Annotated in this window: 23 protein-coding genes; 12 read left to right on the top strand and 11 right to left on the bottom strand. The window is 63.4% G+C overall.

All coding sequences use genetic code 11. From position 1 onward, the window contains the following. Window positions 1-68: 68 nt before the first annotated feature. The gene (locus BJI67_RS12095; RefSeq protein WP_197513071.1) at window positions 69-581 is read right to left on the bottom strand and encodes a DsrE family protein; all 513 of its coding nucleotides are present in this window, start codon (window positions 579-581) and stop codon (window positions 69-71) included. Window positions 582-659: 78 nt separating this feature from the next. After that, window positions 660-1,895 (bottom strand): hypothetical protein, encoded by a 1,236-nt coding sequence (locus BJI67_RS12090; RefSeq protein ID WP_070073237.1) that lies wholly within the window; start codon window positions 1,893-1,895, stop codon window positions 660-662. A 209-nt stretch (window positions 1,896-2,104) separates the two neighbouring features. Between BJI67_RS12090 and BJI67_RS12085 the strand changes: the two genes are divergently transcribed. Both BJI67_RS12085 and BJI67_RS12080 read left to right on the top strand, forming a co-directional pair. Continuing rightward, complete coding sequence (locus tag BJI67_RS12085; protein WP_070073236.1) at window positions 2,105-2,968, top strand: MotY family protein; 864 nt, start codon at window positions 2,105-2,107, stop codon at window positions 2,966-2,968. Between the two features lie 71 nt (window positions 2,969-3,039). Beyond that, entirely contained in the window at window positions 3,040-4,251 is a 1,212-nt protein-coding gene (locus BJI67_RS12080; protein WP_070073235.1) for an argininosuccinate synthase, read from the top strand. A gap of 12 nt (window positions 4,252-4,263) precedes the next feature. Here BJI67_RS12080 and BJI67_RS12075 read toward each other — a convergent pair whose 3' ends face one another. Continuing rightward, on the bottom strand, window positions 4,264-5,400 hold the full coding sequence (locus BJI67_RS12075; RefSeq protein WP_070073234.1) for a phospholipase D-like domain-containing protein: 1,137 nt from the start codon (window positions 5,398-5,400) through the stop codon (window positions 4,264-4,266). Between the two features lie 364 nt (window positions 5,401-5,764). Between BJI67_RS12075 and BJI67_RS12070 the strand changes: the two genes are divergently transcribed. From BJI67_RS12070 to BJI67_RS12045, 6 genes are all read left to right on the top strand, one after another. Next, window positions 5,765-6,295 (top strand): hypothetical protein, encoded by a 531-nt coding sequence (locus BJI67_RS12070; protein WP_156782134.1) that lies wholly within the window; start codon window positions 5,765-5,767, stop codon window positions 6,293-6,295. 30 nt (window positions 6,296-6,325) lie between these two features. Then, window positions 6,326-7,702, top strand: coding sequence for a UDP-N-acetylmuramate:L-alanyl-gamma-D-glutamyl-meso-diaminopimelate ligase (gene mpl, locus BJI67_RS12065; RefSeq protein WP_070073232.1), 1,377 nt, complete (start codon window positions 6,326-6,328; stop codon window positions 7,700-7,702). Then, the gene (locus tag BJI67_RS12060; protein ID WP_070073231.1) at window positions 7,699-8,325 is read left to right on the top strand and encodes a flavin prenyltransferase UbiX; all 627 of its coding nucleotides are present in this window, start codon (window positions 7,699-7,701) and stop codon (window positions 8,323-8,325) included. Before mpl ends, BJI67_RS12060 begins: the two co-directional genes overlap by 4 nt. A gap of 2 nt (window positions 8,326-8,327) precedes the next feature. Beyond that, the gene (locus BJI67_RS12055) at window positions 8,328-8,900 is read left to right on the top strand and encodes an LON peptidase substrate-binding domain-containing protein (protein ID WP_070074131.1); all 573 of its coding nucleotides are present in this window, start codon (window positions 8,328-8,330) and stop codon (window positions 8,898-8,900) included. 89 nt (window positions 8,901-8,989) lie between these two features. After that, window positions 8,990-9,370 (top strand): thioredoxin, encoded by a 381-nt coding sequence (trxA, locus tag BJI67_RS12050; protein WP_070074130.1) that lies wholly within the window; start codon window positions 8,990-8,992, stop codon window positions 9,368-9,370. A gap of 321 nt (window positions 9,371-9,691) precedes the next feature. After that, window positions 9,692-11,095: a hypothetical protein gene (locus BJI67_RS12045; protein ID WP_070073230.1), complete on the top strand. Its 1,404-nt coding sequence runs from the start codon at window positions 9,692-9,694 to the stop codon at window positions 11,093-11,095. Window positions 11,096-11,111: 16 nt separating this feature from the next. On the opposite strand, the gene BJI67_RS12040 is transcribed toward BJI67_RS12045, so the two are convergent. The 7 genes from BJI67_RS12040 to argE all read right to left on the bottom strand — a co-directional run bounded on the left by BJI67_RS12040 (window position 11,112) and on the right by argE (window position 16,362). Further along, window positions 11,112-11,369 (bottom strand): hypothetical protein, encoded by a 258-nt coding sequence (locus tag BJI67_RS12040; protein WP_070073229.1) that lies wholly within the window; start codon window positions 11,367-11,369, stop codon window positions 11,112-11,114. Window positions 11,370-11,404: 35 nt separating this feature from the next. After that, a complete protein-coding gene (gene minE / locus BJI67_RS12035; protein ID WP_070073228.1) occupies window positions 11,405-11,677 on the bottom strand; it encodes a cell division topological specificity factor MinE in 273 nt (90 codons plus the stop codon). 4 nt (window positions 11,678-11,681) lie between these two features. After that, window positions 11,682-12,491 (bottom strand): septum site-determining protein MinD, encoded by an 810-nt coding sequence (gene minD / locus BJI67_RS12030; RefSeq protein ID WP_070073227.1) that lies wholly within the window; start codon window positions 12,489-12,491, stop codon window positions 11,682-11,684. Window positions 12,492-12,622: 131 nt separating this feature from the next. Next, window positions 12,623-13,339, bottom strand: a complete 717-nt coding sequence (gene minC, locus BJI67_RS12025; protein ID WP_070073226.1) for a septum site-determining protein MinC — start codon at window positions 13,337-13,339, stop codon at window positions 12,623-12,625. Beyond that, window positions 13,336-13,722 (bottom strand): lactoylglutathione lyase, encoded by a 387-nt coding sequence (gloA, locus tag BJI67_RS12020; RefSeq protein ID WP_070073225.1) that lies wholly within the window; start codon window positions 13,720-13,722, stop codon window positions 13,336-13,338. Before gloA ends, minC begins: the two co-directional genes overlap by 4 nt. Before the next feature lie 105 nt (window positions 13,723-13,827). Continuing rightward, the gene (gene argA, locus BJI67_RS12015) at window positions 13,828-15,153 is read right to left on the bottom strand and encodes an amino-acid N-acetyltransferase (protein ID WP_070073224.1); all 1,326 of its coding nucleotides are present in this window, start codon (window positions 15,151-15,153) and stop codon (window positions 13,828-13,830) included. A 60-nt stretch (window positions 15,154-15,213) separates the two neighbouring features. Next, window positions 15,214-16,362 (bottom strand): acetylornithine deacetylase, encoded by a 1,149-nt coding sequence (gene argE, locus BJI67_RS12010; RefSeq protein WP_070073223.1) that lies wholly within the window; start codon window positions 16,360-16,362, stop codon window positions 15,214-15,216. Window positions 16,363-16,473: 111 nt separating this feature from the next. Between argE and BJI67_RS12005 the strand changes: the two genes are divergently transcribed. From BJI67_RS12005 to BJI67_RS11995, 3 genes are read left to right on the top strand one after another with little or no spacing between them, the layout of a single operon-like run. Next, window positions 16,474-17,580: a GNAT family N-acetyltransferase/peptidase C39 family protein gene (locus BJI67_RS12005; RefSeq protein ID WP_070073222.1), complete on the top strand. Its 1,107-nt coding sequence runs from the start codon at window positions 16,474-16,476 to the stop codon at window positions 17,578-17,580. Beyond that, window positions 17,573-19,045: a RimK family protein gene (locus BJI67_RS12000; RefSeq protein ID WP_070073221.1), complete on the top strand. Its 1,473-nt coding sequence runs from the start codon at window positions 17,573-17,575 to the stop codon at window positions 19,043-19,045. The genes BJI67_RS12005 and BJI67_RS12000 overlap by 8 nt, the downstream gene beginning before the upstream one ends. A gap of 20 nt (window positions 19,046-19,065) precedes the next feature. Continuing rightward, complete coding sequence (locus BJI67_RS11995) at window positions 19,066-19,758, top strand: glutathione S-transferase family protein (RefSeq protein WP_070074129.1); 693 nt, start codon at window positions 19,066-19,068, stop codon at window positions 19,756-19,758. A 13-nt stretch (window positions 19,759-19,771) separates the two neighbouring features. Here BJI67_RS11995 and BJI67_RS11990 read toward each other — a convergent pair whose 3' ends face one another. Continuing rightward, a complete protein-coding gene (locus tag BJI67_RS11990) occupies window positions 19,772-19,993 on the bottom strand; it encodes a hypothetical protein (protein ID WP_070074128.1) in 222 nt (73 codons plus the stop codon). A gap of 1,037 nt (window positions 19,994-21,030) precedes the next feature. On the opposite strand from BJI67_RS11990, the gene tnpC reads away from it, so the two are divergent. Beyond that, window positions 21,031-22,461 carry an IS66 family transposase gene (tnpC, locus tag BJI67_RS11985; RefSeq protein ID WP_070071330.1) on the top strand — a complete coding sequence of 477 codons (1,431 nt, stop codon included), beginning with the start codon at window positions 21,031-21,033 and terminating at the stop codon, window positions 22,459-22,461. The last annotated feature ends 434 nt before the right edge of the window (window positions 22,462-22,895 follow it).

Raw genomic sequence — 22,895 nt, 5'->3', positions numbered from 1 at the left:
TTAGTTCGCATGCTTTAGCGGTGACACGCAATTAATAACACAGTTATGACAACCCTGCATCGCACAGATCAGAAGCCCTCATGATGAGGGGCGCCAGGATGGATATAGGCCCAACCTTCGCTCTCTCGGATCGTGATCTCACCCACACCGGATGGCACCACGGTGATGAAGGGATACAAGTCATGTCGATTGACATGCAGTTCCCGTAGGGTGTTGCCACATTGGGCCAGGATAACGCCCTGATGCTGCAGTTCCTTGAGTTTACGACGAAAACCGTTGCCCTTTACATAGACATCGAAGCCCTTGCTGTTGGCGATGAGTTCGATTTTGATGTGGCCCTTCAGACGCGGGTCATGCAGCAGATTCTCAATGTTGTTGAGGGTTTTCTTGATTGCGCCATTGCCGCCGTTGTCGATCTGGAAGATTGCGCCGTATTCGCGGTGTGGATTGGCTTGGGCGCCATGGAAAGTGCCGGCATGGGTCACAGGCATGGCAGCGAGTGTTGCGCTGATGAAGGCAAGGGTGAGCGTTTGTTTTTTTAGCATGATCGGATCTCCGAATGACTGCCAGTCGGCGGCCATTTGTAGACCTGATCAATGGATAAAAAGTTCTACTGAGGGAGCCGGGTGGGGCATTACCCCACCCGGCATATGTTCCGCTTACTTGTTGCCGCGCAGGAAGCGGTATGCGAATTCGATCACGAAGCGCAGCACGTACTGCGTTTTGCGTGAGAAAACGATACCGAGCAGGCCAAAGATACCGCCGCCCTTGTTTTCTGTACCCTCCATCGCTTTGAGGGCCCCGTCCAAAGCGGGTAATGCACCGGCGATCTGGGGCTGGTAGCGCTGCGCGAGGACCGTACCCTGCTCCAGCCAGCGCTTGAGCTCCTCATCCGCTGGGATATGCGGTTCCAGGGTACCGAGCAGTAGGTTCACCTTGCGTAGCAATCCGGTACGGTTGACGGTGCCGAGCATGCCCATCAGGTCCGGAATCATCTGGTCCAGGCCGGCTTCGCGTGCACCTTCAAGCATCGCGCGCACGCGCGCTGCCAGCGATTCGCTGTCGCCCTTGACGAAGGCCTGGGCCTGCACGCCGATCTCGATCCACTCGATGGCGCCGCTGGTGATCTTGCCCGCGATGGTGGAGAAGTCGATCGATTTGACGGCCTCTGGTGCTAGCTCCGCCAGGGCTCCGAGCACCGGGCCGATCTGGACACTCAGGCGTTCGGCATGGCCCAGCAGCCATTCGACACGCTCACCCAGCGTGTCAGCATCTCCTTGCGCCAATTTCTTCGCACGCAGCGCAATGTGCCACCACTGATCGGCCATGTCCTCGAGTTTGGCGACCTGACCCGGAAGATCCATCTCGGAGATCTGATCGCCGGCGATGCGCAGTCCCTCGCGCGCCGTTTCCGTCCAGTAGGACAGCGAGGTGTTGATGCCAGCCAGACGCTCGCCGATCAGCTCCGCATCGATATTTACTGTCAGGCCCTTGAGTTGGGTCAGGATCGGCGGCAGTAGCTTGAGCAGGCCGCTTTCGTGCAGGCTGCCTACTAGGGCGAGGAGTTCGGGCGCCGCCTCCATGACGTGAGATTCCTCCATGTTCACCACGCCGGCATGGACGCGTTCGTGCAGCGTCTGCACGGAATCCACATCTACCAGTCGCATGATCTCGCGGAGAGTCTGGATCAGTGCCTCCATCTCCGGGCCGAGCCGGTCGGCGATCGCGTCGACGTCGATGTCGTCGCGCAGGTCGGCGAGCACGGTCTGCGACATCCCGAGCAGTTCGGTAACCTGATTGGCTGTATCCCCGACCTTGCCCAGACCGGCCAGTTGTTCGGGGGTGAGTTCGACTCCGGATGCAGCTTCTTGCAGTGTTCTAGCAGCGTTGGACATGTTGCTTGGCCTCGCTTGTGTAGTAGTTCATCCGTCGTGGGATGAGTGGGTCCGTCATATCGGATGGGTCTTGCATCGTCAATCGCATACATTTTGCCATTTTTTTGACAATGGGGTTGAGGAGCGGTTGCACCTGTCTGGAGGCGCAGATTAAAGGTCCGTCCGAGCAGGCCGATACACTCGACGTTCGGGAGTGGAGCCGCCTTGTCATGTACTTGCAACGCTGGATAGCCTTCGCGGCCTTGCTGATGTTGGTCGGGACGAGCCACGCGCAGCCGCTGTTGGCTTTTTCGGCAGCTATGGCCGATGTTAAGTGGCGCCTGCATTCGGGACCGTTCGAATGCCGCCTGGAACAGTCGATACCTGAATTCGGCCAGGTCAACCTAATTCAGCGCGCTGATGGTAGGCTGATATTCGAAGCGAATGTGCGCAAGGGTCTATACCAGGGGCAGCGCGTTCGCCTGCGCCTGCAACCGGCTCCCTGGCAGCCTGGCCAGTCGCTGCCTGCGGATGCCCTGGAGAGCGGCAACGATACGCGCAACGGTTTGATCCGCTTCGGCGAGATGCCTGCGCGCGAGGTGATGTTTGCTTTGCGCAACGGACATTTCGCCACGCTGGACTACACCATCGGCGACCAGGCCAGAGTGCGTGCGCAAATCTCCTCGCTGCGCTTCAGGTCGGCGCTGGTGCGTCTGCAGACCTGCGTGGGCAAACTCAAGCCGGTGACGTTCGCCGACTACGAGAAGACCCTGGTGCATTTCGCTACCGGCAGCGACAAGCCTAGTGCTCGGGGACGCGCGCGCCTTGCGCGTCTGGCCGAGTATCTGCGCATATTCGGCGGCCCCGTGCGTATCGTGCGAGCCATCGGCAATACCGACAACGTCGGCAGCGCCTCCTCCAACTATGCCCTCGGTTTGCGCCGCGCGGCGGCGGTGGAGCACTTCCTGCGCGAGCATGGGGTGACGCAGGCCATTTCGATCGCGTCGCAGGGCGAATACCGTCCGGTGGCCAGCAATCGCACATCGCGAGACCGGGCACTTAACCGGCGTACCACGGTCGTGCTTATCCGCTAGGGGGCGCTGCGTTATAATCGCGCCCCTGTCGCCGCCGGCAACCGGCGGGCATCAACGCGGAGCAAAGCATCATGGCAGACGTGAACAAGGTCGTGCTCGCCTATTCGGGCGGCCTCGATACCTCGGTGATCCTCAAGTGGCTGCAGGAGACCTACGGCTGCGAGGTGGTGACCTTCACCGCCGACCTGGGACAGGGTGAAGAGGTTGAGCCGGCGCGCGCCAAGGCGCAGAAGCTGGGCGTCAAGGAGATCTACATCGAGGATCTGCGCGAGGAGTTCGTGCGCGACTTCGTGTTCCCCATGTTCCGTGCCAACGCGATCTACGAGGGCGAGTACCTGCTCGGCACCTCCATCGCGCGCCCGCTGATCGCCAAGCGCCTAGTGGAGATCGCCAACCAGACCGGCGCCGATGCCGTTTCCCACGGCGCCACCGGCAAGGGCAACGATCAGGTGCGCTTCGAGCTGGGTGCCTATGCCCTCAAGCCGGGGATTCAGGTGATCGCGCCCTGGCGCGAGTGGGATCTCACCTCGCGCGAGCGGCTGCTGGCCTACGCCGAGCAGCACGGCATTCCGATCGAGCGCCATGGCCACACGTCCCCGTACTCGATGGATGCCAACCTGCTGCACATCTCCTACGAAGGCGGCATCCTGGAGGATCCTTGGGCCGAGGCCGAGGAATCCATGTGGCGTTGGAGCGTCTCGCCCGAGCAGGCGCCGGACGCACCGACCTACGTCGAACTCACCTTTGCGTGCGGCGATGTGGTGGCCATCGACGGCGAGGCCATGAGCCCCGCCGCGGTGTTGGCCAAACTGAACGCGCTCGGCGGCGCCAACGGCATCGGCCGGCTCGACATCGTCGAGAACCGCTACGTCGGCATGAAGTCGCGCGGCTGCTACGAGACGCCCGGCGGCACCATCCTGATGAAGGCGCACCGTGCGATCGAGTCCATCACCCTGGACCGCGAGGCAGCGCATCTCAAGGACGAGCTGATGCCGCGCTATGCCAGCCTCATCTACAACGGCTACTGGTGGAGCCCCGAGCGGCGCATGCTGCAGGCCATGATCGACGCCTCGCAGACGTCGGTGAACGGCGTGGTGCGTCTGAAGCTCTACAAGGGCGGCATCAGCGTGGCCGGGCGCAAGTCCGACGACAGCCTGTTCGACGCCAGCATCGCGACCTTCGAGGACGACGCCGGCGCCTACGACCAGAAGGATGCGGCGGGCTTCATCAAGCTCAACGCGCTGCGCCTGCGCATCGCCGCCGCGCGCGGGCGCAAGGCCTGAGCAGGCTCCGTGTCAGCCGCGGCGCACCGGCGCGCGCGGCGGCCGTATCGCCTCCCAGCGCACCAGCCAGCTGCTGATCAGGCTCCAGAACCATTCGCGTGCGCGGGCCCTGTGTCCGCGCGCCATCCACGTTGGCAGGTCGACCTCGCGGGCCTGAGCCAGATCTGCCGTGAATTGGGCTAGCGCCGTGGCGGCGAAATCCGTGTCCTCGAATTCCAGGTTGGCCTCGAGATTCCAGCGCAGCGTCCAGTGGTCGAGGTTGGCTGAGCCCAGGCTGACCCAGTCGTCGCAGATCATCAGCTTCACGTGTGAGAAGCGGGGCGTGTACTCGTGGATACGCACACCGGCGCGCAGCAACTGGGTGTAGAAACGACGTCCGGCATAGCGTGCCGACTGGTGATCGGTGTGCCGACCGGGCAGGATTAGGTCGACCTTGACGCCGCGCCGCGCGGCCCGGCGCAGGGTCGCCCGGATACGCGGGGGTGGGACGAAATAGGCCACGCTGATCGCAATTCGCTGTTGCGCATCGGACAGCCGCCGGACCAGGTGCCGCTGGATTTCGCGGCGGCGGCCGTCGTTGACCACCAGCCTCGTGGCATGCGGTCCCGCCGGTTCCGGCAGTTTGGTCGGCAGTGCTGGCAGAGCGGCATCGCTGGATTGGCGCCAGGTGCGTTCGAACAGACGCTGCCAGTCGTGTACCACCGGACCCTCAATACGCAGCATAAGGTCGTGCCACCAGCGTCGCGTGCGGATCGACGGGTCGAAGTCGTCGGTGATGCCGCTGCCGCCGGTGAATGCGACCCGTCCGTCGATCAGCAGCAGCTTGCGATGATCCCGATGCAGGTTGGCGGACAATCGTCCGAGTCGCAGGGGGTTGTAGAGGGCCAGGATCACGCCCCCGGTACGCAACCTGACTCGGTCGTGCGCCTGCAGTTTCAGCGAGCCGAAATCGTCCAGCAGCAGGTGAACCTGGACGCCTCGGTCCGCTGCATCGATCAGTGCAGCGATGAAGCGGTCGGCCAGTCTGCCTGATTCGAACAGGTACATTTCCATCAACACGTAATGGCGAGCCGAGTCGATGGCTGCGAGCATCGCTGGAAAGAAGTGGTTGCCGTCGGCAAGGAGATCCAGGCGGTGCCCCTGGCGCATTGAAAAATGCGGCGTGCGCTGCGCTTGCCTGAGTGTGGGGCGTATCATTCGGAGGTTGGGTCGCGTGCTATCCTAGGGCCTGTTCATGCGGCTGAGCGGACATTGTTGGAGCCGCTTCGTATGGTTCGCAAAGTGTGGTGAGTGCCGTTGCCCGGCTACATAAGCGAGCGGCAATATCGCGGGACAAGATAAGCAACTCGGTCCTACGAGGTGCGGTTGAAATAGCGCTACTCGGGTTGCCCGTCGTGTATTTGGAACCACCAAACTGCACTCCTCGCGCCTTGATTGGCGTTTTTTTAGGCACAACAGCATGCCGATCAGCAGTATGAACAAGCCATAATCACTTTGTATCATGCCAGACGCCGTGTCGATTCTCAGTTTCCTCAAGCGCATATTCGATCTGTGCATGATGCGGGCAGGCCCGCAGGATATGCCTGCAGCGCGCAGTTGGATGGTGCTGTCGCTGACCGCATATCTGCTTGTGAGCACCTTGAACGCGCTCCCGCTTTCCGGCTTCTGGGCTGGTCTGATTCAGGCAGTGGTGGAAACCGCAGTGCTGGTGGCCTGGTCATACGGCGCCTTGGCGCTGACCCAGCACCCGCAGCGGCTGGTGCAGACCCTGACCGCATTGGGTTCCACAGGGGCGGTCCTGGGGTTGGTGCTGATGCCACAGCTGCTGGTGCTTTACCATGCCGAAGCTACGGGCGGGCAGGCACCCTTTACCGCCGTGGGTTATCTGATCACGCTCGGCTGGATGATCGCGGTATTCGGGCGTATCTTTCGCTTCGCGCTGGATTTGCGGCAAACCTGGCTGGGCGTGGCAACGGCGCTGGGCTTCATGTTCACGGCATCGCTGCTAATCACCGGGTTCTTCGGCGGCGCGATCGGTAACTGACGCCGCGACGGTCACAGGAAAAGGCAGCCTATGCACGTACATATCCTGGGCATCGGCGGAACCTTCATGGGCGGCTTGGCGCAACTCGCCAAGGCAGCGGGCCATGAGGTCTCCGGCAGCGATACCCAACTCTACCCGCCCATGAGCACCCAGCTCGAAGCCGCCGGCATCGCTGTCCACGAGGGCTACGATCCGGCGCAGCTCGACCCAGCCCCGGATCAGGTCGTGGTGGGCAACTTCATGCGCCGCGGCGTGCCTGCGGTCGAGGCCATGCTGGATCGCGGGCTGGACTACACCTCGGGGCCCCAGTGGCTGGCCGAGCACGTGCTGCACGGTCGCTGGGTGCTAGCGGTGGCCGGGACCCACGGCAAGACCACCACCAGCAGCCTGCTCGCGCACATCCTGCAGCATGCGGGACTCGAGCCCGGTTTCCTGATCGGCGGCGTTCCGGCGGATTTCGGCGTATCAGCGCGTCTGGGCGAGAGTCCCTTCTTCGTGGTCGAGGCGGACGAGTACGATACCGCCTTCTTCGACAAGCGCTCCAAGTTCGTCCATTATCGACCACGGACCCTGCTGCTGAATAATCTCGAATACGATCATGCCGACATCTTTCCCGATCTCGCCGCGATCCAGCGGCAATTTCACCACCTAGTGCGCACCGTGCCGGGTAATGGCCTGATCGTCCGCCGCGGCGACGATGCGGCATTGGACGAGATGCTCGCCATGGGGTGCTGGACGCCCGTCGAGCCCTTCACGCTGGATGGCGGAGATGGCTGGAGCGCGCGCCTGATCGCCGAGGACGGCAGCCGTTTCGAGGTGCTCCACGACAACCGGCCGCTGGGCGAGATTGCCTGGAAGCTGCTCGGGCGGCACAACGTATCGAACGCCCTGGGCGCGCTGCTCGCCGCGCGGCATGCCGGCGTACCTCTGGAGAGCGGCCTGGAGGCGGTGTCCTCCTTCGGCGGGGTGGCGCGTCGCCTGCAGGTGGTTGGCGACGTCGCCGGCGTGACCCTGTACGACGATTTCGCGCATCATCCCACCGCCATCGCCACCACCCTACAGGGCCTGCGCGCACGCAGCGGCCGTGCGCGGATCGTGGCGGTGTTGGAACCGCGTTCCGCCACCATGCGCATGGGCGTTCATCGCCAGACGCTCGGTGCATCGCTCTCCCAAGCCGATCGCGTATTCCTCTATCAGCCCTCGGATCTGGGCTGGTCGCTGCGCGAAGTAGCCGCAGAACTGGGTGAGCGGGCGGCCGTGCTCGCCGATCTAGACGGCCTGGAAGCTGCACTCATCGGCGAACTGCGTGCAAGCGATCAGGTGGTGTTCATGAGCAACGGCAGTTTCGGCGGTCTGCCGCTGCGCGTGCGCGCGGCGCTGGCCGAGCGTGCGGAGTCGACGGCATGAGCGACTGGCCGCGTACCGTGTCCCTGGCGCTGACCGGCGCCTCAGGCGTGCAGTACGGCCTGCGCCTGCTCGAATGCCTGCTGCGTTCCGGCACGCGCGTCTATCTGATGCTCTCACAGCCGGCTCGCGTCGTGATCGGCATGGAAACGGATCTGCAGCTTCCGGGCCGTCAGTCCGAACTGGCACGAGCCCTAGGCGGGCTCTATGGCGCCGCGCCCGGCCAGCTGCACGTGTTCGGCGAACAGCAGTGGACCGCGCCGGTGGCCAGTGGCTCCGGAGCGGCGGAGGCAATGGTGATCTGCCCTTGCACCACCGGGACGCTGTCGGCGGTTGCGGTCGGCGCCTCGCGTTCGCTGATCGAGCGTGCAGCCGACGTCGCCCTCAAGGAACGTCGCACGCTCATCGTGGTGTTGCGTGAGACCCCTCTGTCGGAAATTCACCTTGAAAACATGCTGCGTCTGACCCGCATGGGTGCGGTGATGATGCCGGCCAACCCAGGTTTTTACCATCGACCGACTCGGGTCGAGGATCTGGTCGATTTCATGGTGGCGCGGATTCTCGACCATCTGGAAATACCGCAAACCCTGCTGCCGCCCTGGGGCGAGCCTGACGCGGACGCGTGACCGTGCGTCTGCCCCTGTTCCCCTTGCACAGCGTTCTGTTTCCCGGCGGGCTGCTCCCTCTACGCATCTTCGAAACGCGCTATTTGGATATGGTGCGGGACTGCCTGCGCAGCGACACTGGGTTCGCCATATGCGCGATCGAATCCGGCCAGGAAGTGGGGCCTGCCCCGAATATCCATCGTCTGGGCACCCTGGCGCGAATTGCCGACTGGAACCAGCGCGATGACGGTCTGCTTGGCATCGTGGCCCAAGGCGAACAGCGCCTGCGGATCATTGATTACGCCGTGGCAGCGAACGGGTTGCTGATCGGTGAGGTTGAGCTGCTGGATATCGCCGAACCGACCCAACCGATCCCTGGGAACTACGCGCGACTGCAGGATTTGCTGCAGCGCATGCTCGAACAGCTCGGTGGGCCCTACAGCAGTTTGGCGACGGCTTATGACGACGCGGGCTGGGTCGGTGCTCGGCTGAGTGAGCTATTGCCGTTGCCGTCGGCGCGCAAACAGGAATTGTTCGAAATGGACGACCCTCTGCGACGACTCGATGAACTGCTGGCCTTCCTGAGCAGGGCCTGAGGGCGGGGTGCTGTCTTGGGACAGTCGTCTGACTTGGTATATAATCAACCGCCAATACACGACGGCGCGCAATGCGTGAGGAGCCGGCAATGGCAGTGAGAGAATTGACCCAGGACGATTTCGAGTCCACCGTTCAGGACAACGATATCGTGATCATCGATTACTGGGCATCCTGGTGTGCGCCTTGCCGTGCCTTCGCCCCCACCTTCGAGGCGGCCTCCGAGAATCATCCGGATATCGTCTTCGCCAAGGTCAATACCGAGGAACAGCAGGGTCTGGCAGCAGCCTTCCAGATTCGCTCGATCCCGACCCTGATGATCTTTCGCGAACAGGTGATCCTTTTCTCGCAGCCGGGCATGCTGTCGCCGGCGCAGCTTGAGGACGTGATCGGCAAGGTGCGCGAGATCGACATGGCGCAGGTGCACGAAGAGGTTCGCAAACAGCAGGCGGAGGCCCAGGCACAGTCCTGAGGCATCTGTCAGCGGAGGGAAGAGGGCGGCGGCGGCCGCCCTTTTCGTTTATACGGCTTGGGAAAACCTGTGCCGCCCCATGGGTATCAAGACCATGTAGTGGCGAAGTGACATAAATCGTCGATAATGCACGGGTAATCGGGCAGGATACTTCGAATAATTATCTTCCGGCCTTGACGTCTGAACGCCCAATTTGCCGACATGACACGATGTCGAGTGAGGCTGATTGGAGCCATACAACAGGAGTCGGCGTCTGCACGCCGTGTGATCGCCTAGTAAACTGTAAAATCTAGACAGCCGTCCAAGGCACTGGAGACTCTCATGGACGTGTACGGGATATTGACCCTCGAGCCTGGTTTCGAGTGGGAATCTGCGTTGCTTTGGGGGTTCTTCGCGCTGGTGCTGCTGTATCTTGCCAGGACCCATGCGCATCGACTGCTCTTCGGGGTCAGTCGAGCGTTGGCGCGTGCGCTTCGAGGTCTGGCTGCGCTGATCTGGCGCCTGCGTCGCCGTGCTGTGACGTTGCAGACGGAAATGCTGAACAGTGCCGCGCAGGCTGCGGCAGCGCGCTCGGTGAAGCGCGACTACCGTCGCCTGACCGGTACCGTGCGTGGCGAACTATCGGATTTCCCCAACCTCTCGCGCCAGGTCGGCGAGCTGTGCGTGCGTATGGAACAGAATTACGAGGCCAGCACCGAGGTACCGCCGGTGCCACCCAACTGGCTTGAGGCGGTGGATGCAGTGGCGCACAGCGGCAGGGGAGCCGATCCGGCCCTGGCCAATATTCTGGATGCGATGCATAGCACATTGACCCGCGCCAGCCACGACGCTCTTGAGGAGTACCGCTATGCGAGCCGAAAACGGCATAACAGCCTGCGTCGCATCGCGCCCAGCTGGCGTAAGGCAACCAGGGTGCTGGAGCGGATGGAGCGCACAGTCGGTGAACTGGACGATAGGATGACGGCGGCGGACGAGCACTGGCAAGCTTTCGAACAGGTGCGGCAGATGCCGCTGAAACCGAGTCTGTCGCTGCAACTGCGGCATCTGACCTATTTTTTGCTGGCACTGGCAATGCTGGCCGGTTTCGGCGTCGTGGCGGGCGGGCAGCTGGCCCTTCTGCATTCGCCGCTGAACCGCCTGCTTGCAGGTGAACCTGCGGTGCTCGGGCAGTCACTGGGCACGGTGGCGGTGTGGGCACTGGTCTGTGCCCCTGTGCTGCTGGGCGGGCTACTGCTGGAGCTCGGGCGCATGACCCGCCTGCTACCGATACTTGGCGGGCTCCCAAGTCGATTGCGGCTGCGTGCGATGAGCTGGCTGGCTGCCCTGGCGATACTGATCCTGGTGTTTCAGGCGCTACTGGTGGCGCTGGGTGCTGATACCCCGGTTGAGCCCCCGCTGCCACCGGGGGCGGCGCCTGTTCTCGCGGCGGTCGGTCTGAGCGTGCTGCTTGGACTGTTGCTGATGGCGATCGAATTACCCTTCGAGACTGCATTGCGCAGCGGTCGACAAGTGGGCATGAGCCTGCTGATCGCCATCCTGGGGTTGGGAGCTATTCTGGCACGCGTTACGGCTTGGGTCGTGCATTTGGTCGGGCTGATCGCGGTGCGTGCTTACGATCTGGTCATTTTCCTGCCCTTGGTGATCGACGAGGCGTGGGCCGCGCGTCGCCGACGCAATCATGCGGTCGAAGTGAGCGACACGACCGAGGAACGTCTGGGGTCCTAGGGCCTTTACCGCTGTTTCAGTGGGTGGTGCCGCCGCTCGCCACGAGGCCGCGCTTTCGCCGTTGCATCTCGATCAGTGTGAGTAGCGGTTTGAGATTGGCTTTCTCCACGGCGGAGACCCGCGGATCGCGTTCGATGGCGTCGCGACCGAGGCGCTCAAGTTCCAGCAGTTCCTCATCGTTCAGACGGTCGAAACTGAATGCATCGCCGTAACGGGCTTCCAGTTCGCTGAAATAGTGCGCCAGTGGGGGCTGATAGTCGGAGGTTGTATTCATAATCGTTTGCGGCGAGCCGGTGCGGGCAGGCCGGTTCAGGAGCCGGCGGCCTTGGTTTCGCTCGCCAGGGTGACGTTGAGTTCGAGGATTTCGCGGCCGCCGGCCTTGTCGACGCGTAGGTCGACCTGTTCGTCGGTGATCGCGTGGTAGCGCCGGATCACTTCAAGGATGTCCTGCTTGAGGCGCGGCAGATAGTCCGGGCTGCCACGTACGGCGCGTTCGTGGGAGATGACGATCTGCAGGCGCTCCTTGGCTATCTGCGCGCTGCTGGTCGGTTTGTTCTTGCGAAAGATGTCGAACAGACCCATAGCGTTATCCGAACAGGCGGTTCAGCAGACCGCGTTTTTCCGGTTTGATGAAGCGCAGCGGGCGATTGTCGCCGAGGAAGCGCGCGACCACGTCGGAATACGCCTGGCCGGCGTCGGTCTTGTCCTCGAGAATGACCGGAGTGCCGGCGTTCGAGGCCTTGAGCACCGCCGGAGACTCCGGTACCACGCCGATCAGCGGGATCGCCAGGATGTCGAGGATGTCCTCCATGCTGAGCATGTCGCCGGTGGAAACGCGGCCCGGGTTGTAGCGCGTGATCAGCAGGTGTTCCTTCACCGCGTCCTGGCCGTTTTCGGCGCGCTTGGACTTGCTCTGCAGGATACCGAGGATGCGGTCCGAGTCACGCACCGAGGAAACCTCGGGATTGGTCACGATCAGCGCCTCGTCGGCGAAGTAAAGCGCCATCTGCGCACCCTGTTCGATACCGGCGGGGGAATCGCAGACCACATAGTCGAAATCCATTTCATGCAATTCGTCGAGCACACGGGCGACGCCGTCGCGTTTCAGGGCATCCTTGTCGCGGGTCTGTGAGGCGGGCAGCACATACAGGTTGTCGACACGCTTGTCGCGGATCAGGGCCTGGTTCAGCGTCGCCTCGCCTTGGGTGACGTTGATCAGGTCGTAGACCACGCGGCGCTCGCAACCCATGATCAGGTCGAGGTTGCGCAGACCGACGTCGAAGTCGATGACCGCGGTCTTGTGCCCTTTCTGGGCGAGTCCAGTGGAGAAAGCCGCAGCGGTGGTCGTCTTGCCGACGCCGCCCTTGCCCGAGGTTACGACGATGATCCTGGCCACGCGTGTCTCCAGTGTGCCGAAGGCGATGCAATGTTGTGGGAAGCCCGTCCCGGCAGGCGGTCGCCGGTGGTTGCCGGCAGTGGGACCGTCACCCGCCTGTCACAGAATAGAACATATCGTCGCAGATTATATCAGAGCATCTCGATCAACAGGCGCTCGCCGCTGAGCGAGGCATGCACGGGGCGTCCGCGAGTCTCGTCGGGTTCGGTTTCGAACACGCGGTAGCAGCCGGCGATGGAGATCAGCTCGGCTTCCAGCGACTGGCAGAAGATGTGGGCCGCCTCGTCGCCGCGCGCGCCTGCGATGGCGCGACCGCGCAGGGCGCCGTAGACGTGGATGCTGCCGTCGGCAATGATCTCGGCGCCCGCACTGACCGCCCCGAGCACGATCAGGTCGCCGCCCTCGGCGTAGACTTGCTGACCGGAGCGTACCGGCCGGTTGACGATGCGCGGGCCGCCGCCCGGGGCCGCGGCAGGGCTTACCTGCTCCGTCGTGCGGCTGCCCGCCACGGGCGCCGCGGTTTCGGGCATCAGCGCCAGGCCGGCCGCCATGGCGCGTTCCTGCAGGGCGGCGTCGCCGCCGCGCAGGGCCACCGGAACCAAGGTGTGCTTGCGCAGCACGGCGACCAGGCCGTCGAGATCGAGGGCCGCACCCTGCTCGGCGATCCGTGCCGCGTCCAGCACCACCGGGGCGCGTTCGAGAAAGCCGGGCGCCTGGGCCACCAGCGCGCCCAGCTTCGCGTCGATCGCCGCGAGATCGGTGTCGAGCAGGTTGAGTACGGACAGCGTAAAGCGGCTGCCTTTGAGTTCGCAGGCCTGCGCGCCGGTTTGCCGGGCGGCGGTGCTCAATGCCGCTTGCCTATCAGTTCGATGGCATAGCCGTCGGGGTCCTCGACGAAGGCGATGATGGTGGTGCCGGCATTCATCGGGCCGGGTTCGCGGATGATCTTGCCGCCGCGTTTGCGGATGGCCTCGCCGGCCTGATACACGTCGTCCACCTCGATGGCGACGTGGCCGAAGCCGGTGCCGAGGTCGTAGCGGTCCTGATCCCAGTTGTGGGTTAGTTCGAGCACGGTGTTGCTGTCCTCGTCGCCGTAGCCGACGAAGGCGAGGGTGAACTGGCCCTCAGGGTAGTCCTGGCGACGCAGCAGCTGCATGCCGAGCACCTCGGTGTAGAAGCTGATGGAACGGTCCAGATCGCCGACGCGGAGCATGGTGTGAAGCATGCGCATGGGAGTCTCCTGAGTTCGATGGGAGGGGCGCCGGTGCGGCCGGCGCACAAGTGGAGCGATTGTAAATACTGCGTCGCGGCGTGGCCAGTGCGGACCCGGCCGCAGTCAGTCGAGCGTCTTGAGGAATATCCGCGAGTTGCGTTGGTAGTTGTAGAGCGCTCGGCGGGCCACCGGAAGCTGATCGATCTGCCCGGGCACGAACCCGCGTTCACGGAACCAGTGGGCGGTGCGCGTGGTGAGCACGAACAGGCGTTGCAGGCCCCGATGGCGTGCGCGCTCCTCGATGTGCGCGAGCAGGGTGTCGCCATGGCCCTGATGGCGGTAGTCCGGGTGCACCACGAGGCAGGCCAGCTCGCCGACGTCTTCGTCGGCGAAACCGTAGAGCGCGGCGCACGCGATGATGAGTCCGTCGCGTTCGATCACGCTGAAATGGCCGATCTCGAGTTCGAGCTGTTCGCGCGAGCGACGCACCAGCACGCCCTCCGCCTCCAGCGGGGCGATCAGCGAGAGGATGCCGGCGACGTCGTCGATCATTGCCGGGCGCAGGTGCTCGTAGCCGCCGGTGCTGATCAGGGTGCCGACGCCGTCGCGGGTGTAAAGCTCGAGCAGTAGCGCGCCGTCGATGCGCCGGTCGACCAGATGCACGCGCCGTACGCCGTTCAGGCAGGCGTCGATGGCACCGTGCAGATGCCGGCGCGTCTCGTCGGTCAGCCGCCGCCTGCCGCCGAGCAGGGCCTGTGCTTCGGCGAGGCCGATCTGGCGCAGCGGACGCCGGCGTGCGTCGCGCAGACCCGTGGTTTCCTCCAGGAAAATGAGCTTGTCGGCGCGCAGCGCGCAGGCCACGGCGGTCGCGACCTCGGCCGCGCTGAGGTTGAACATCTCCCCGGTGGGCGAATAGCCGCGCGGGGAAATCAGCACCAGATGGCCCAGATCGAGATGCGGGCGGATGGCGCCGGTCTCGACGCGGCGCACCTCGCCGGTGTGCTGGTAGTCGATGCCGTCGCGCACGCCGACCGGCTTGGCGATCACGTGATTGCCGCCGACCACGGTCAGGCGCATGCCGGACATCGGCGTGTCGGCGATGCTCATGGACAGGCGCGCCTCGACCTCGGCGCGGGCGTCCGCGATGCCCGCGATCACCGAGCTCATCGCGGCCGCGTCGGTGATGCGCAGTCCGTTTGCGTAATGCAGTTCCCGGCCGGCCGCCTTCAGTCGTGCCTCGATCTGCGGGCGGGCACCGTGCACCAGCACCACGCGCACGCCCAGGCTGGCGAGCAGGGCGATGTCGTGCACCAGATCGGGGAAGGTTGTGTCCGCGATGGCCTCGCCGCCGAAGGCGACGACGAAGGTGCGGCCACGGTGTGCGTGGATGTACGGCGCGGCCTGGCGGAACCAGGCGATGTTCGGATTGTGGGCTGCGGTCTTGCTCACGCGGGGCGATCCTGTGAATGAGGCCTAACTATAACGAAATCGACTGCCGGCGCGGCGCCTTCAGTGTGCGAGGCACAGGCGTCGGATCAGTTCGCGCAGCATGTCGACTGTCTGTCCCAGCGCGGCCTGTTCGATGTATTCGTCCGGCTGGTGCGCCTGATCGATGCTGCCGGGGCCGATGACCACGGTTTCGATGCCGAGGTCGCGGAAGAAAGGCGCCTCGGTGCCGAAGGCAACAGCCTGAGCAGGGTGGCCGCTGAGTTCGACCAGGGTCGTGACCAGGGCGGCGTCGGCGGGGGTCTCGAAAGCCTCGATGCCAAAGAACAGTGGGTGGGTTTCGAAGCCGAGGCCACGGCCCTCCAGCGCTCGGCCGACGCGGTGGTGCAGTTCCTCGCGCAGCGCCTCGATGTGCATGCCGGGCAGCGGGCGCAGGTCGAAATGCAGCTCGCAGCTCGCGCAGATGCGGTTGGGGTTGTCGCCGCCGTGTACATGGCCGAGGTTGAGCGTGGGGTAGGGCACGGCGAAGGCGGGGTGGTGCTGGCGGCGCAGTTCGTCGCGCCAAGCGAGCAGTTCGCCCATCACGTGGTGCATGCCCTCGAGGGCATTGCGGCCGCGATCCGGGTCGCTGGAATGGCCGCTGTGCCCGGTCACGCGCACCGCCTCCATGATGATGCCCTTGTGCATGCGCACCGGACGCAGGTCGGTCGGCTCGCCGATCACGCAGTAGCGCGCGCGCGGCCGGCCCAGGCGGGTGAGCATGCGTGCGCCGTCCATGCTGCTTTCCTCGTCGGCGGTGCCGACGATGATCAGCGGATGCTCCAGCCGGGCCGGGTCGAGCCCGCGTGCGGCCTCGATGGCGAGCGCGAGAAAGCTCTTCATGTCCGCGGTGCCGAGGCCGTAGAAGCGGCCGTCGGCCGCGGTCAGGCGGAACGGATCGTGGGTCCACAGGCCGTCGTCGAAGGGCACGGTGTCGGTGTGCCCGGAGAGCACGAGCCCGCCCTCGCCCTCGCCGAGGGTGGCGATCAGGTTGGCCTTGTCCGGAAAATGTTCCAGTGGAATGATCTCGACCCGGAAGCCGGCGTCCTCCAGCCAGCCGGCGAGTTTTTCCACCAGAGCGAGGTTACCGCTGTCGAAGGCGGGCGAGACGCTGCTCACCGACGGGGTGGCGATGAGTTCGGCGAGCATCTGTTCGAGCGGTGGCGCGGGCATCGGAAGGATTCCAGTCGCTGACGGGAAGTCATAGCATAGGCGGTTGCGCCTGCCGGCCGGAAGCCTGCCGCGCACCCACGGCGGAATGCGCCGCACAGCGAGGATGCCCCCATGATCCGCCCCGCCACCCTGGACGATGTCGACGACCTGCTGCGTCTGGAGGAAACCTGCTTCCAGACCGACCGCCTGAGCCGTCGCCAGTTCCGTTACATGATCACGCGTGCGCACTCGGACGTGCTGGTGCACGCGCACGACGGCCGGGTCGAGGCCTATGTGCTTACGCTCTATAGTCGCGGCACCTCGCTGGCGCGTATCTACTCGATCGCGGTCAGCGCCGCGCTGCGCGGGCAGGGCGTCGGCCGCGCCCTGGTGGAGGCGGCCGAGGCCCGCGCCAAGGCGGAGGGGCGCATCACCCTGCGGCTGGAGATCCGCCGCGACAACACCGCCTCTCTGGCGCTGTTCCGCTCGCTCGGCTATCGCCAGTTCGACCAGGTGCCGGACTACTACGAGGACCACATGGAGGCGCTGCGCTTCGAGAAGTCGCTGGCGCCGCATCTCCGGGCGGAGCAGGTTCGCGTGCCCTACTACGAGCAGACGCTCGACTTCACCTGCGGCCCTTCCTCGCTGATGATGGCGATGAGCGCGCTGCAGCCGGAGCAGCCGATGAACCGCACGCTGGAGCTGCGCATCTGGCGCGAGGCGACCATCATCTTCATGACCTCGGGGCACGGCGGCTGCGGGCCCTTCGGGCTCGGCCTGTCGGCCTGGCACCGTGGCTTCGACGTCGAGATATTCGTCAGCGACGGGGCCAACTTCCTGGTCGATTCTGTGCGCAGCGAAGTCAAGAAGGAGGTCATGCGCCTGGTACAGGAGGATTTCCTGGCCGAGCTTGAGGCGCACGACGTGCCGATCCACTTCACGCCGCTGCGCGTCGCCGATCTCAAGGCGCGCTTCGAGGCCGGCGGGATTCCGGTGGTGCTGATCAGCTCGTACCAGATCTACGGCGAGAAATTTCCGCACTGGGTCGTGGTCACAGGTTTCGACGAACGCTTCGTCTACGTCCACGATCCCTTCATCGATTACGAACAGGGCGAAACGGCCCTGGATTCCATCAACATGCCGATTTTGCAGAAGGAGTTCGAACACATGACCCGTTACGGACGCGCCGGCCTCAAGGCCGTGCTGATCGTCAGCCGCAGGGAGGCTGCCGATGCCTGAACCGTTAGTGGTGGTGGAAAATCTGTCGGACTGGAAGGACATCTATCCGGCACTCAAGGTCGTCACCGTGCGCGACTATCTCAGCGGTGCGGCGGAGGGCATGGACGACGACCTGCAGGTCATCAACCTCGCGCGCAGCTACCGCTATCTCAGCGTCGGCTACTACACCTCGCTGCTCGCCGAGGCGCGCGGGCACCGCGTGATCCCGAGCGTGCGTACCATCCAGGATCTCAGCCGCAAGGCGATCTACACCCTCGACACCGAGGACCTGGAGCGCCTCGCGCGCAAGACCGTGGGCCGCACGCGGCAGGACGTCACCGTCAACGGCCTGGAGCTGATGCTCTATTTCGGGCAGACCTCCTCGCCGGAGTGGCAGGACCTCGCGCGGCAGATCTTCGACGCCTTCCGCTGCCCCGTGCTGCGCGTGGAGCTGCGCCGTCAGGGCGAATGGCGCATCAGCGCGATCCAGGCGCTGCACCCGCAGGCGCTCACCGCGGAACAGCAGGCCGCCTTCGCCGAGGCGCTCGGCGTGTTCCTGGCGCGCCGCTGGCGCAAGCCGCGCAGCCGCACGCGCTACCGCTACGACCTCGCCATCCTGCACAACCCGGACGAAAAGCTGCCGCCCTCCAACCGCGGCGCGCTGGCGCACATGGTGCGCGCCGGCAAGGCGGTGGGCGTGGATGTCGAGCTGATCACGCGGCGCGACTACGGCCGGCTTGCCGAGTACGACGCGCTGTTCATCCGCGAGACCACCAGCATCGACCACTACACCTACCAGTTCGCCAAGAAGGCCGAGAGCGAGGGCATGGTGGTGATCGACGACCCCGACTCGATCCTGCGCTGCACCAATAAGGTGTATCTTGCCGAGCTGCTCAAGGCGCACCGCGTGCCGCGTCCGCGCACGATCATCGTCAGCCGCGACAACGTCGACGAACTCGAGGCCGAACTGGGCTACCCGATGGTGCTCAAGATTCCCGACGGTTCGTTCTCGCGCGGCGTGGTCAAGGCCAACAACGCCGCCGAACTCAAGCGACTCGCCGGACAGTTCTTCAAGGACTCGGACCTGATCCTCGCGCAGGAATTCATGTACACCGAGTTCGACTGGCGCGTGGGCATCCTCAACAACAAGCCGCTGTTCGTGTGCCAGTATTTCATGTCCAAGAAGCACTGGCAGATCCTCAAGCACGACGACAAGGGCGGCAACGCCCAGGCCGGCGGCTTCAAGACCTGGCCGGTGGATGAAGCGCCCGCCAAGGTGGTCAAGACCGCGTTGCGTGCGGCTAAGCTGCTCGGCGACGGGCTCTATGGGGTGGACCTCAAGCAGGCCGGCGACAAGGTCGTGGTCATCGAGGTTAACGACAACCCCAACATCGACGCCGGTGTCGAGGACGACATCATGGGCGAAGCGCTGTACCGCACCCTGATGGAGGAATTCGTGCGCCGGATCGAAATGCGGGCGGTATGAGCCGCCGCGGAGGTGCGACGATGAGCGAACTCAAGCTGGTGATCGGCAACAAGAACTACTCCTCCTGGTCGCTGCGGCCCTGGCTGCTGCTGCGCCGCCACGGCCTGCGCTTCGAGGAAATCCGCGTGCCGCTCTACACGCCCGAGTACGCGGAGCGGGTCGCCGGGCTGTCGCCCTCCGGCAAGGTGCCGGTGCTGCACCACGGTCCGCTCGCGGTGTGGGACTCGCTCGCCATCTGCGAATACGTTTCGGAGCAATTGCTCGACGGCCGCGGTTGGCCCGCCGACCCCGAGGCGCGCGCCGTCGCAAGATCGGTGAGCGCCGAAATGCATGCCGGTTTCCAGGCCGTGCGCACTTATCTGCCGATGAACCTGCGCGGGCGTTTCCGCTGGCGTTCGCCAGGCCCCGAGATCGAGGCTGAGGTGGCGCGCATCACTGGCCTATGGACCGACTGCCGCGCCCGCTTCGGTGGGCTCGGGCCCTGGTTGTTCGGCGGATTCACCATCGCCGATGCGATGTACGTTCCGGTCGCGCTGCGCTTTTCCGTCTACAACACTCCGCTGGAAGGCGTGGCCGCGGAGTACGTGCACACCTGCCTAGCCGACGAACACGTGCGCGAATGGTGCGAGGGCGCCTACCGTGAAACCGAGGAACTGCCCCAGTTCGAGGCGCGCGAACTCTGGGAGCCCATGCCGGGCGGTTATTCCGGCTGATCCCTCCAGACCTTCAGGTCGCCGCTCCACGCATCCGCCCGCGCCATTTGTACGCAGCGATCCCGCCCCAGATCAGCTCGATCACGCCGAACGGCCAGGTACCGGCTAGCCAGCCGTAGGCCGATGAGGCGAAGCAAGAGAGCGCGAACAGCAGCGTGAACCAGGGCGAGCGCGATTCCAGCGCATAGAACAACATCATCAGGGTGACGGCGACGGCGCCGAACAGGGTTAGCATGAGGTGGTCCTCGGGCACGTGGAGGTTGTTGTGAGCCTTTGTGTGTCCATGGGTTCGATAAGGTATTTCTCTTGGCTTGGGAGGTTGTGAACCCCTGAGGCAGTTTATCGACTGTGATGGGGCAGTTTCACGCGCTTTGGGCGGCGGCGTTCTTTATGTGACTTGAGTGCACTTCGGCTCGCTGTGACTGATGGCGCATTGAGTGGGAACGGTGGGACGGTTTCACACGCCTTGAGCGACGGCGTTCTTGACTGGTTTCGGTGCGGGCGTGCGAGTGACTTTGTACGGCGCATCCCTGCGCCTTACTCCTTCGGGGCTGACGCGAAAAACCGTTCCCGACGATTTTTTCTTTGGACGAATAAAGAAAGTCACCAAAGAAATCTAGACGTTCTACAAAGGTGTTGGTCCTTGATAACGTACGGATGTCGCAACAAATAGAATCGCCTGAGCTTTCATTGAAAATTGCGTACAACTTCACCTGCGGAAAATATTTCCCTCGCGCCACACGTCGACAACCATCGCCACAAGCCGCTGTCACACAAGCACTTTCTGGACGATCGCGCGAATGATGACCAACACCTTTTTAGAACGGCTAGCAAAGAAATTCGCCCCAGATCGCCTTGACCCTACGGGCAACCTCGCGTGAATCCGTCTGGCCGGGGCCGCAGCCAAGCGCCGTCCGGGCGCGGGCTGCTCGGCCCGGGTCCTCCGGGCCGACTCCGTCCAGCCGCATCCCCGCGAGGCAAGGCGATAAGGGGATAGACAGAAATAAAGACGTAACTACTCAGTGAAAATAATTACAAAAAGTACTTGACAGGGTTTTTGGTAGTTTTTTTGAAAATATGGCGGCGCTGTAACGAGTGCGATTATTGGTCTCCGAAAGCGACAGAGGCGTAGTCTTCCTTGCGACATCACGCGAGGCACTGCCCCACCGTCAGTCAATTATTTTACGCCGCCAGATCGCCTTACAAACGAGAAAATTGGCACTTCAAAACCCGTGAGATAATAGCTTCATTACTTCTTTGGAGCAGTCTTGCGTGCGGATCGACGGCGTCGATATCGAGATCACCCTGGCACAGGTCAGGGCGCAACTGGAGCAGGAGAAAGACCTATCTCCGGCACTCCGCGCCAGTATCGAGATGATGCTCATGTTGTTCGTCGTGTTACTCAACCGTCTCGGGCTCAATAGCCGCAACAGCAGTCAGCCGCCGGCATCGGATCCCAATCGGCCACGCAGCCAGCGTGTGCGCTCAAGCCGACCTTCCGGTGGCCAGCCGGGGCACGTGGGCAAGACCTTGCGCCCGGTCGAGCATCCCGATGAGATCGAGGTCCTCAAGATCGATCGTCGTCGCTTGCCGAAAGGCTGCTATACCGAGGCGGGTTTCGAGACTCGCCAGGTTTTTGATATCGACATCAGCCGGATCGTGACCGAGTATCGGGCGCAGATCCTGGAGAATGAATCAGGCCAACGTTTTGTGGCTTCATTCCCGGAAGGGGTGGATAAGAAGGTGCAGTATGGTTCCGGCCTCAAGGCCCATGCCGTCTATCTGTCCCAATATCAGCTCTTGCCCTACAAGCGGATCCAGGATTACTTTGCCGATCAGTTGGGCATCCCTTTGAGCGATGGTTCACTGGTGAACTTCAATCGCGAGGCATTTACCCGCCTGGCGGCCTTTGAGGCGATCAGCAAAACGGCATTGGCCAAAGCCGTGTCCGCTCATGCCGACGAGACCGGGGTCAACATTGATGGCAAACGCCATTGGCTGCATGCTCTGTCCAATGCTGATTGGACGCATTATCAGGTCCACAGTAAGCGAGGCCAGGAGGCGATGGACGCGATCGGGATCCTGCCACGGTTCCGCGGTGTGCTGTGTCATGACCATTGGAAACCCTATTACCGTTATCGGGACTGCACCCATGCCCTGTGCAATGCCCACCACCTGCGCGAACTGGAACGAGCATTCGAGCAGGACGGACAACAATGGGCGGAAGCGATGGGCAAGCTGCTCAGAGAGATTCATCAGGCCGTCGAGAACGCTGGCGGCATCCTGCCGCTGACCGAGGCCAATGCTTACCGGCAGCGCTACCGAGATGTGCTCGAGGCGGGGCAACTGGAATGCCCTGAGCCGGAAAAACCACCCGACAACAAGCCTCGGGGGCGGATCAAGCGGAGCAAGGCCCGCAATCTGCTGGAGCGTCTGATGGCCTATGAAGACGATGTGCTGCGTTTCATGGTGGACGTCAATGTGCCGTTCACGAACAATCAGGCGGAGAACGATATCCGTATGACCAAAGTGCAGCAGAAGATCTCCGGCTGCTTCCGCAGCCTGGAGGGTGCCGCGATGTTTTGCCGCATACGGGGATATCTATCGACCTGCCGAAAGCAGGGGGTCACGGCTTCGGAGGCGTTGCGCCTAGTATTCGATCGCAAGCTACCGGCTTTTGCTCTGGCGATCTCTGAGAATTAGCTGAGTAGTTACATAAAGACAAGCTAAGCGCGTCACGAACGCGAAGCAGGAAGTCATTTGATTAGAGTTCCCGTTACGCTTTGCCTCGCCCGCAGGGCCAAGGCGTTTCGGATACATTTCTTTCCCCGGTTTCTTTGAGCGAGCAAAGAAAAAATCGCCGGGAACGGTTTTGCGCATTAGCCCCGGAGGGGTGAGTTGCATGGATGCGTCGAACAAATCAGGGTGGGCACATCGCCATGCAAGTTCAATCACGAATAGACTGACTCGCACCCGAAACCCTTCATCAGTATTAAAGGTGAAACAATGCGGGACTTGGCCTCGATTTTTTCTCAATTAATGTGGGGGTCAAGATTTGGCCACTTACGGCTGCGGGCATAGAACCTTCGATCATATAGGTCATTTGAGCGTCTGCAACTTCGTGTAGTACGGCCATA

The sequence above is a fragment of the Acidihalobacter aeolianus genome (genome assembly GCF_001753165.1).
Classification (GTDB): Bacteria; Pseudomonadota; Gammaproteobacteria; order DSM-5130; family Acidihalobacteraceae; genus Acidihalobacter; species Acidihalobacter aeolianus.
This window is presented reverse-complemented; position numbering and strand designations above follow the sequence as displayed.

Excerpts from the sequence above, each read along its gene's own strand:
- BJI67_RS12095 (WP_197513071.1), bottom strand. The coding sequence starts at position 581 with ATGGCCGCCGACTGGCAGTCATTCGGAGATCCGATCATGCTAAAAAAA.
- BJI67_RS12090 (WP_070073237.1), bottom strand. The coding sequence starts at position 1,895 with ATGTCCAACGCTGCTAGAACACTGCAAGAAGCTGCATCCGGAGTCGAA.
- BJI67_RS12085 (WP_070073236.1), top strand. The coding sequence starts at position 2,105 with ATGTACTTGCAACGCTGGATAGCCTTCGCGGCCTTGCTGATGTTGGTC.
- BJI67_RS12080 (WP_070073235.1), top strand. The coding sequence starts at position 3,040 with ATGGCAGACGTGAACAAGGTCGTGCTCGCCTATTCGGGCGGCCTCGAT.
- BJI67_RS12075 (WP_070073234.1), bottom strand. The coding sequence starts at position 5,400 with ATGCGCCAGGGGCACCGCCTGGATCTCCTTGCCGACGGCAACCACTTC.
- mpl (WP_070073232.1), top strand. The coding sequence starts at position 6,326 with ATGCACGTACATATCCTGGGCATCGGCGGAACCTTCATGGGCGGCTTG.
- BJI67_RS12060 (WP_070073231.1), top strand. The coding sequence starts at position 7,699 with ATGAGCGACTGGCCGCGTACCGTGTCCCTGGCGCTGACCGGCGCCTCA.
- trxA (WP_070074130.1), top strand. The coding sequence starts at position 8,990 with ATGGCAGTGAGAGAATTGACCCAGGACGATTTCGAGTCCACCGTTCAG.
- BJI67_RS12045 (WP_070073230.1), top strand. The coding sequence starts at position 9,692 with ATGGACGTGTACGGGATATTGACCCTCGAGCCTGGTTTCGAGTGGGAA.
- BJI67_RS12040 (WP_070073229.1), bottom strand. The coding sequence starts at position 11,369 with ATGAATACAACCTCCGACTATCAGCCCCCACTGGCGCACTATTTCAGC.
- minE (WP_070073228.1), bottom strand. The coding sequence starts at position 11,677 with ATGGGTCTGTTCGACATCTTTCGCAAGAACAAACCGACCAGCAGCGCG.
- gloA (WP_070073225.1), bottom strand. The coding sequence starts at position 13,722 with ATGCGCATGCTTCACACCATGCTCCGCGTCGGCGATCTGGACCGTTCC.
- argE (WP_070073223.1), bottom strand. The coding sequence starts at position 16,362 with ATGCCCGCGCCACCGCTCGAACAGATGCTCGCCGAACTCATCGCCACC.
- BJI67_RS12005 (WP_070073222.1), top strand. The coding sequence starts at position 16,474 with ATGATCCGCCCCGCCACCCTGGACGATGTCGACGACCTGCTGCGTCTG.
- BJI67_RS12000 (WP_070073221.1), top strand. The coding sequence starts at position 17,573 with ATGCCTGAACCGTTAGTGGTGGTGGAAAATCTGTCGGACTGGAAGGAC.
- BJI67_RS11995 (WP_070074129.1), top strand. The coding sequence starts at position 19,066 with ATGAGCGAACTCAAGCTGGTGATCGGCAACAAGAACTACTCCTCCTGG.
- BJI67_RS11990 (WP_070074128.1), bottom strand. The coding sequence starts at position 19,993 with ATGCTAACCCTGTTCGGCGCCGTCGCCGTCACCCTGATGATGTTGTTC.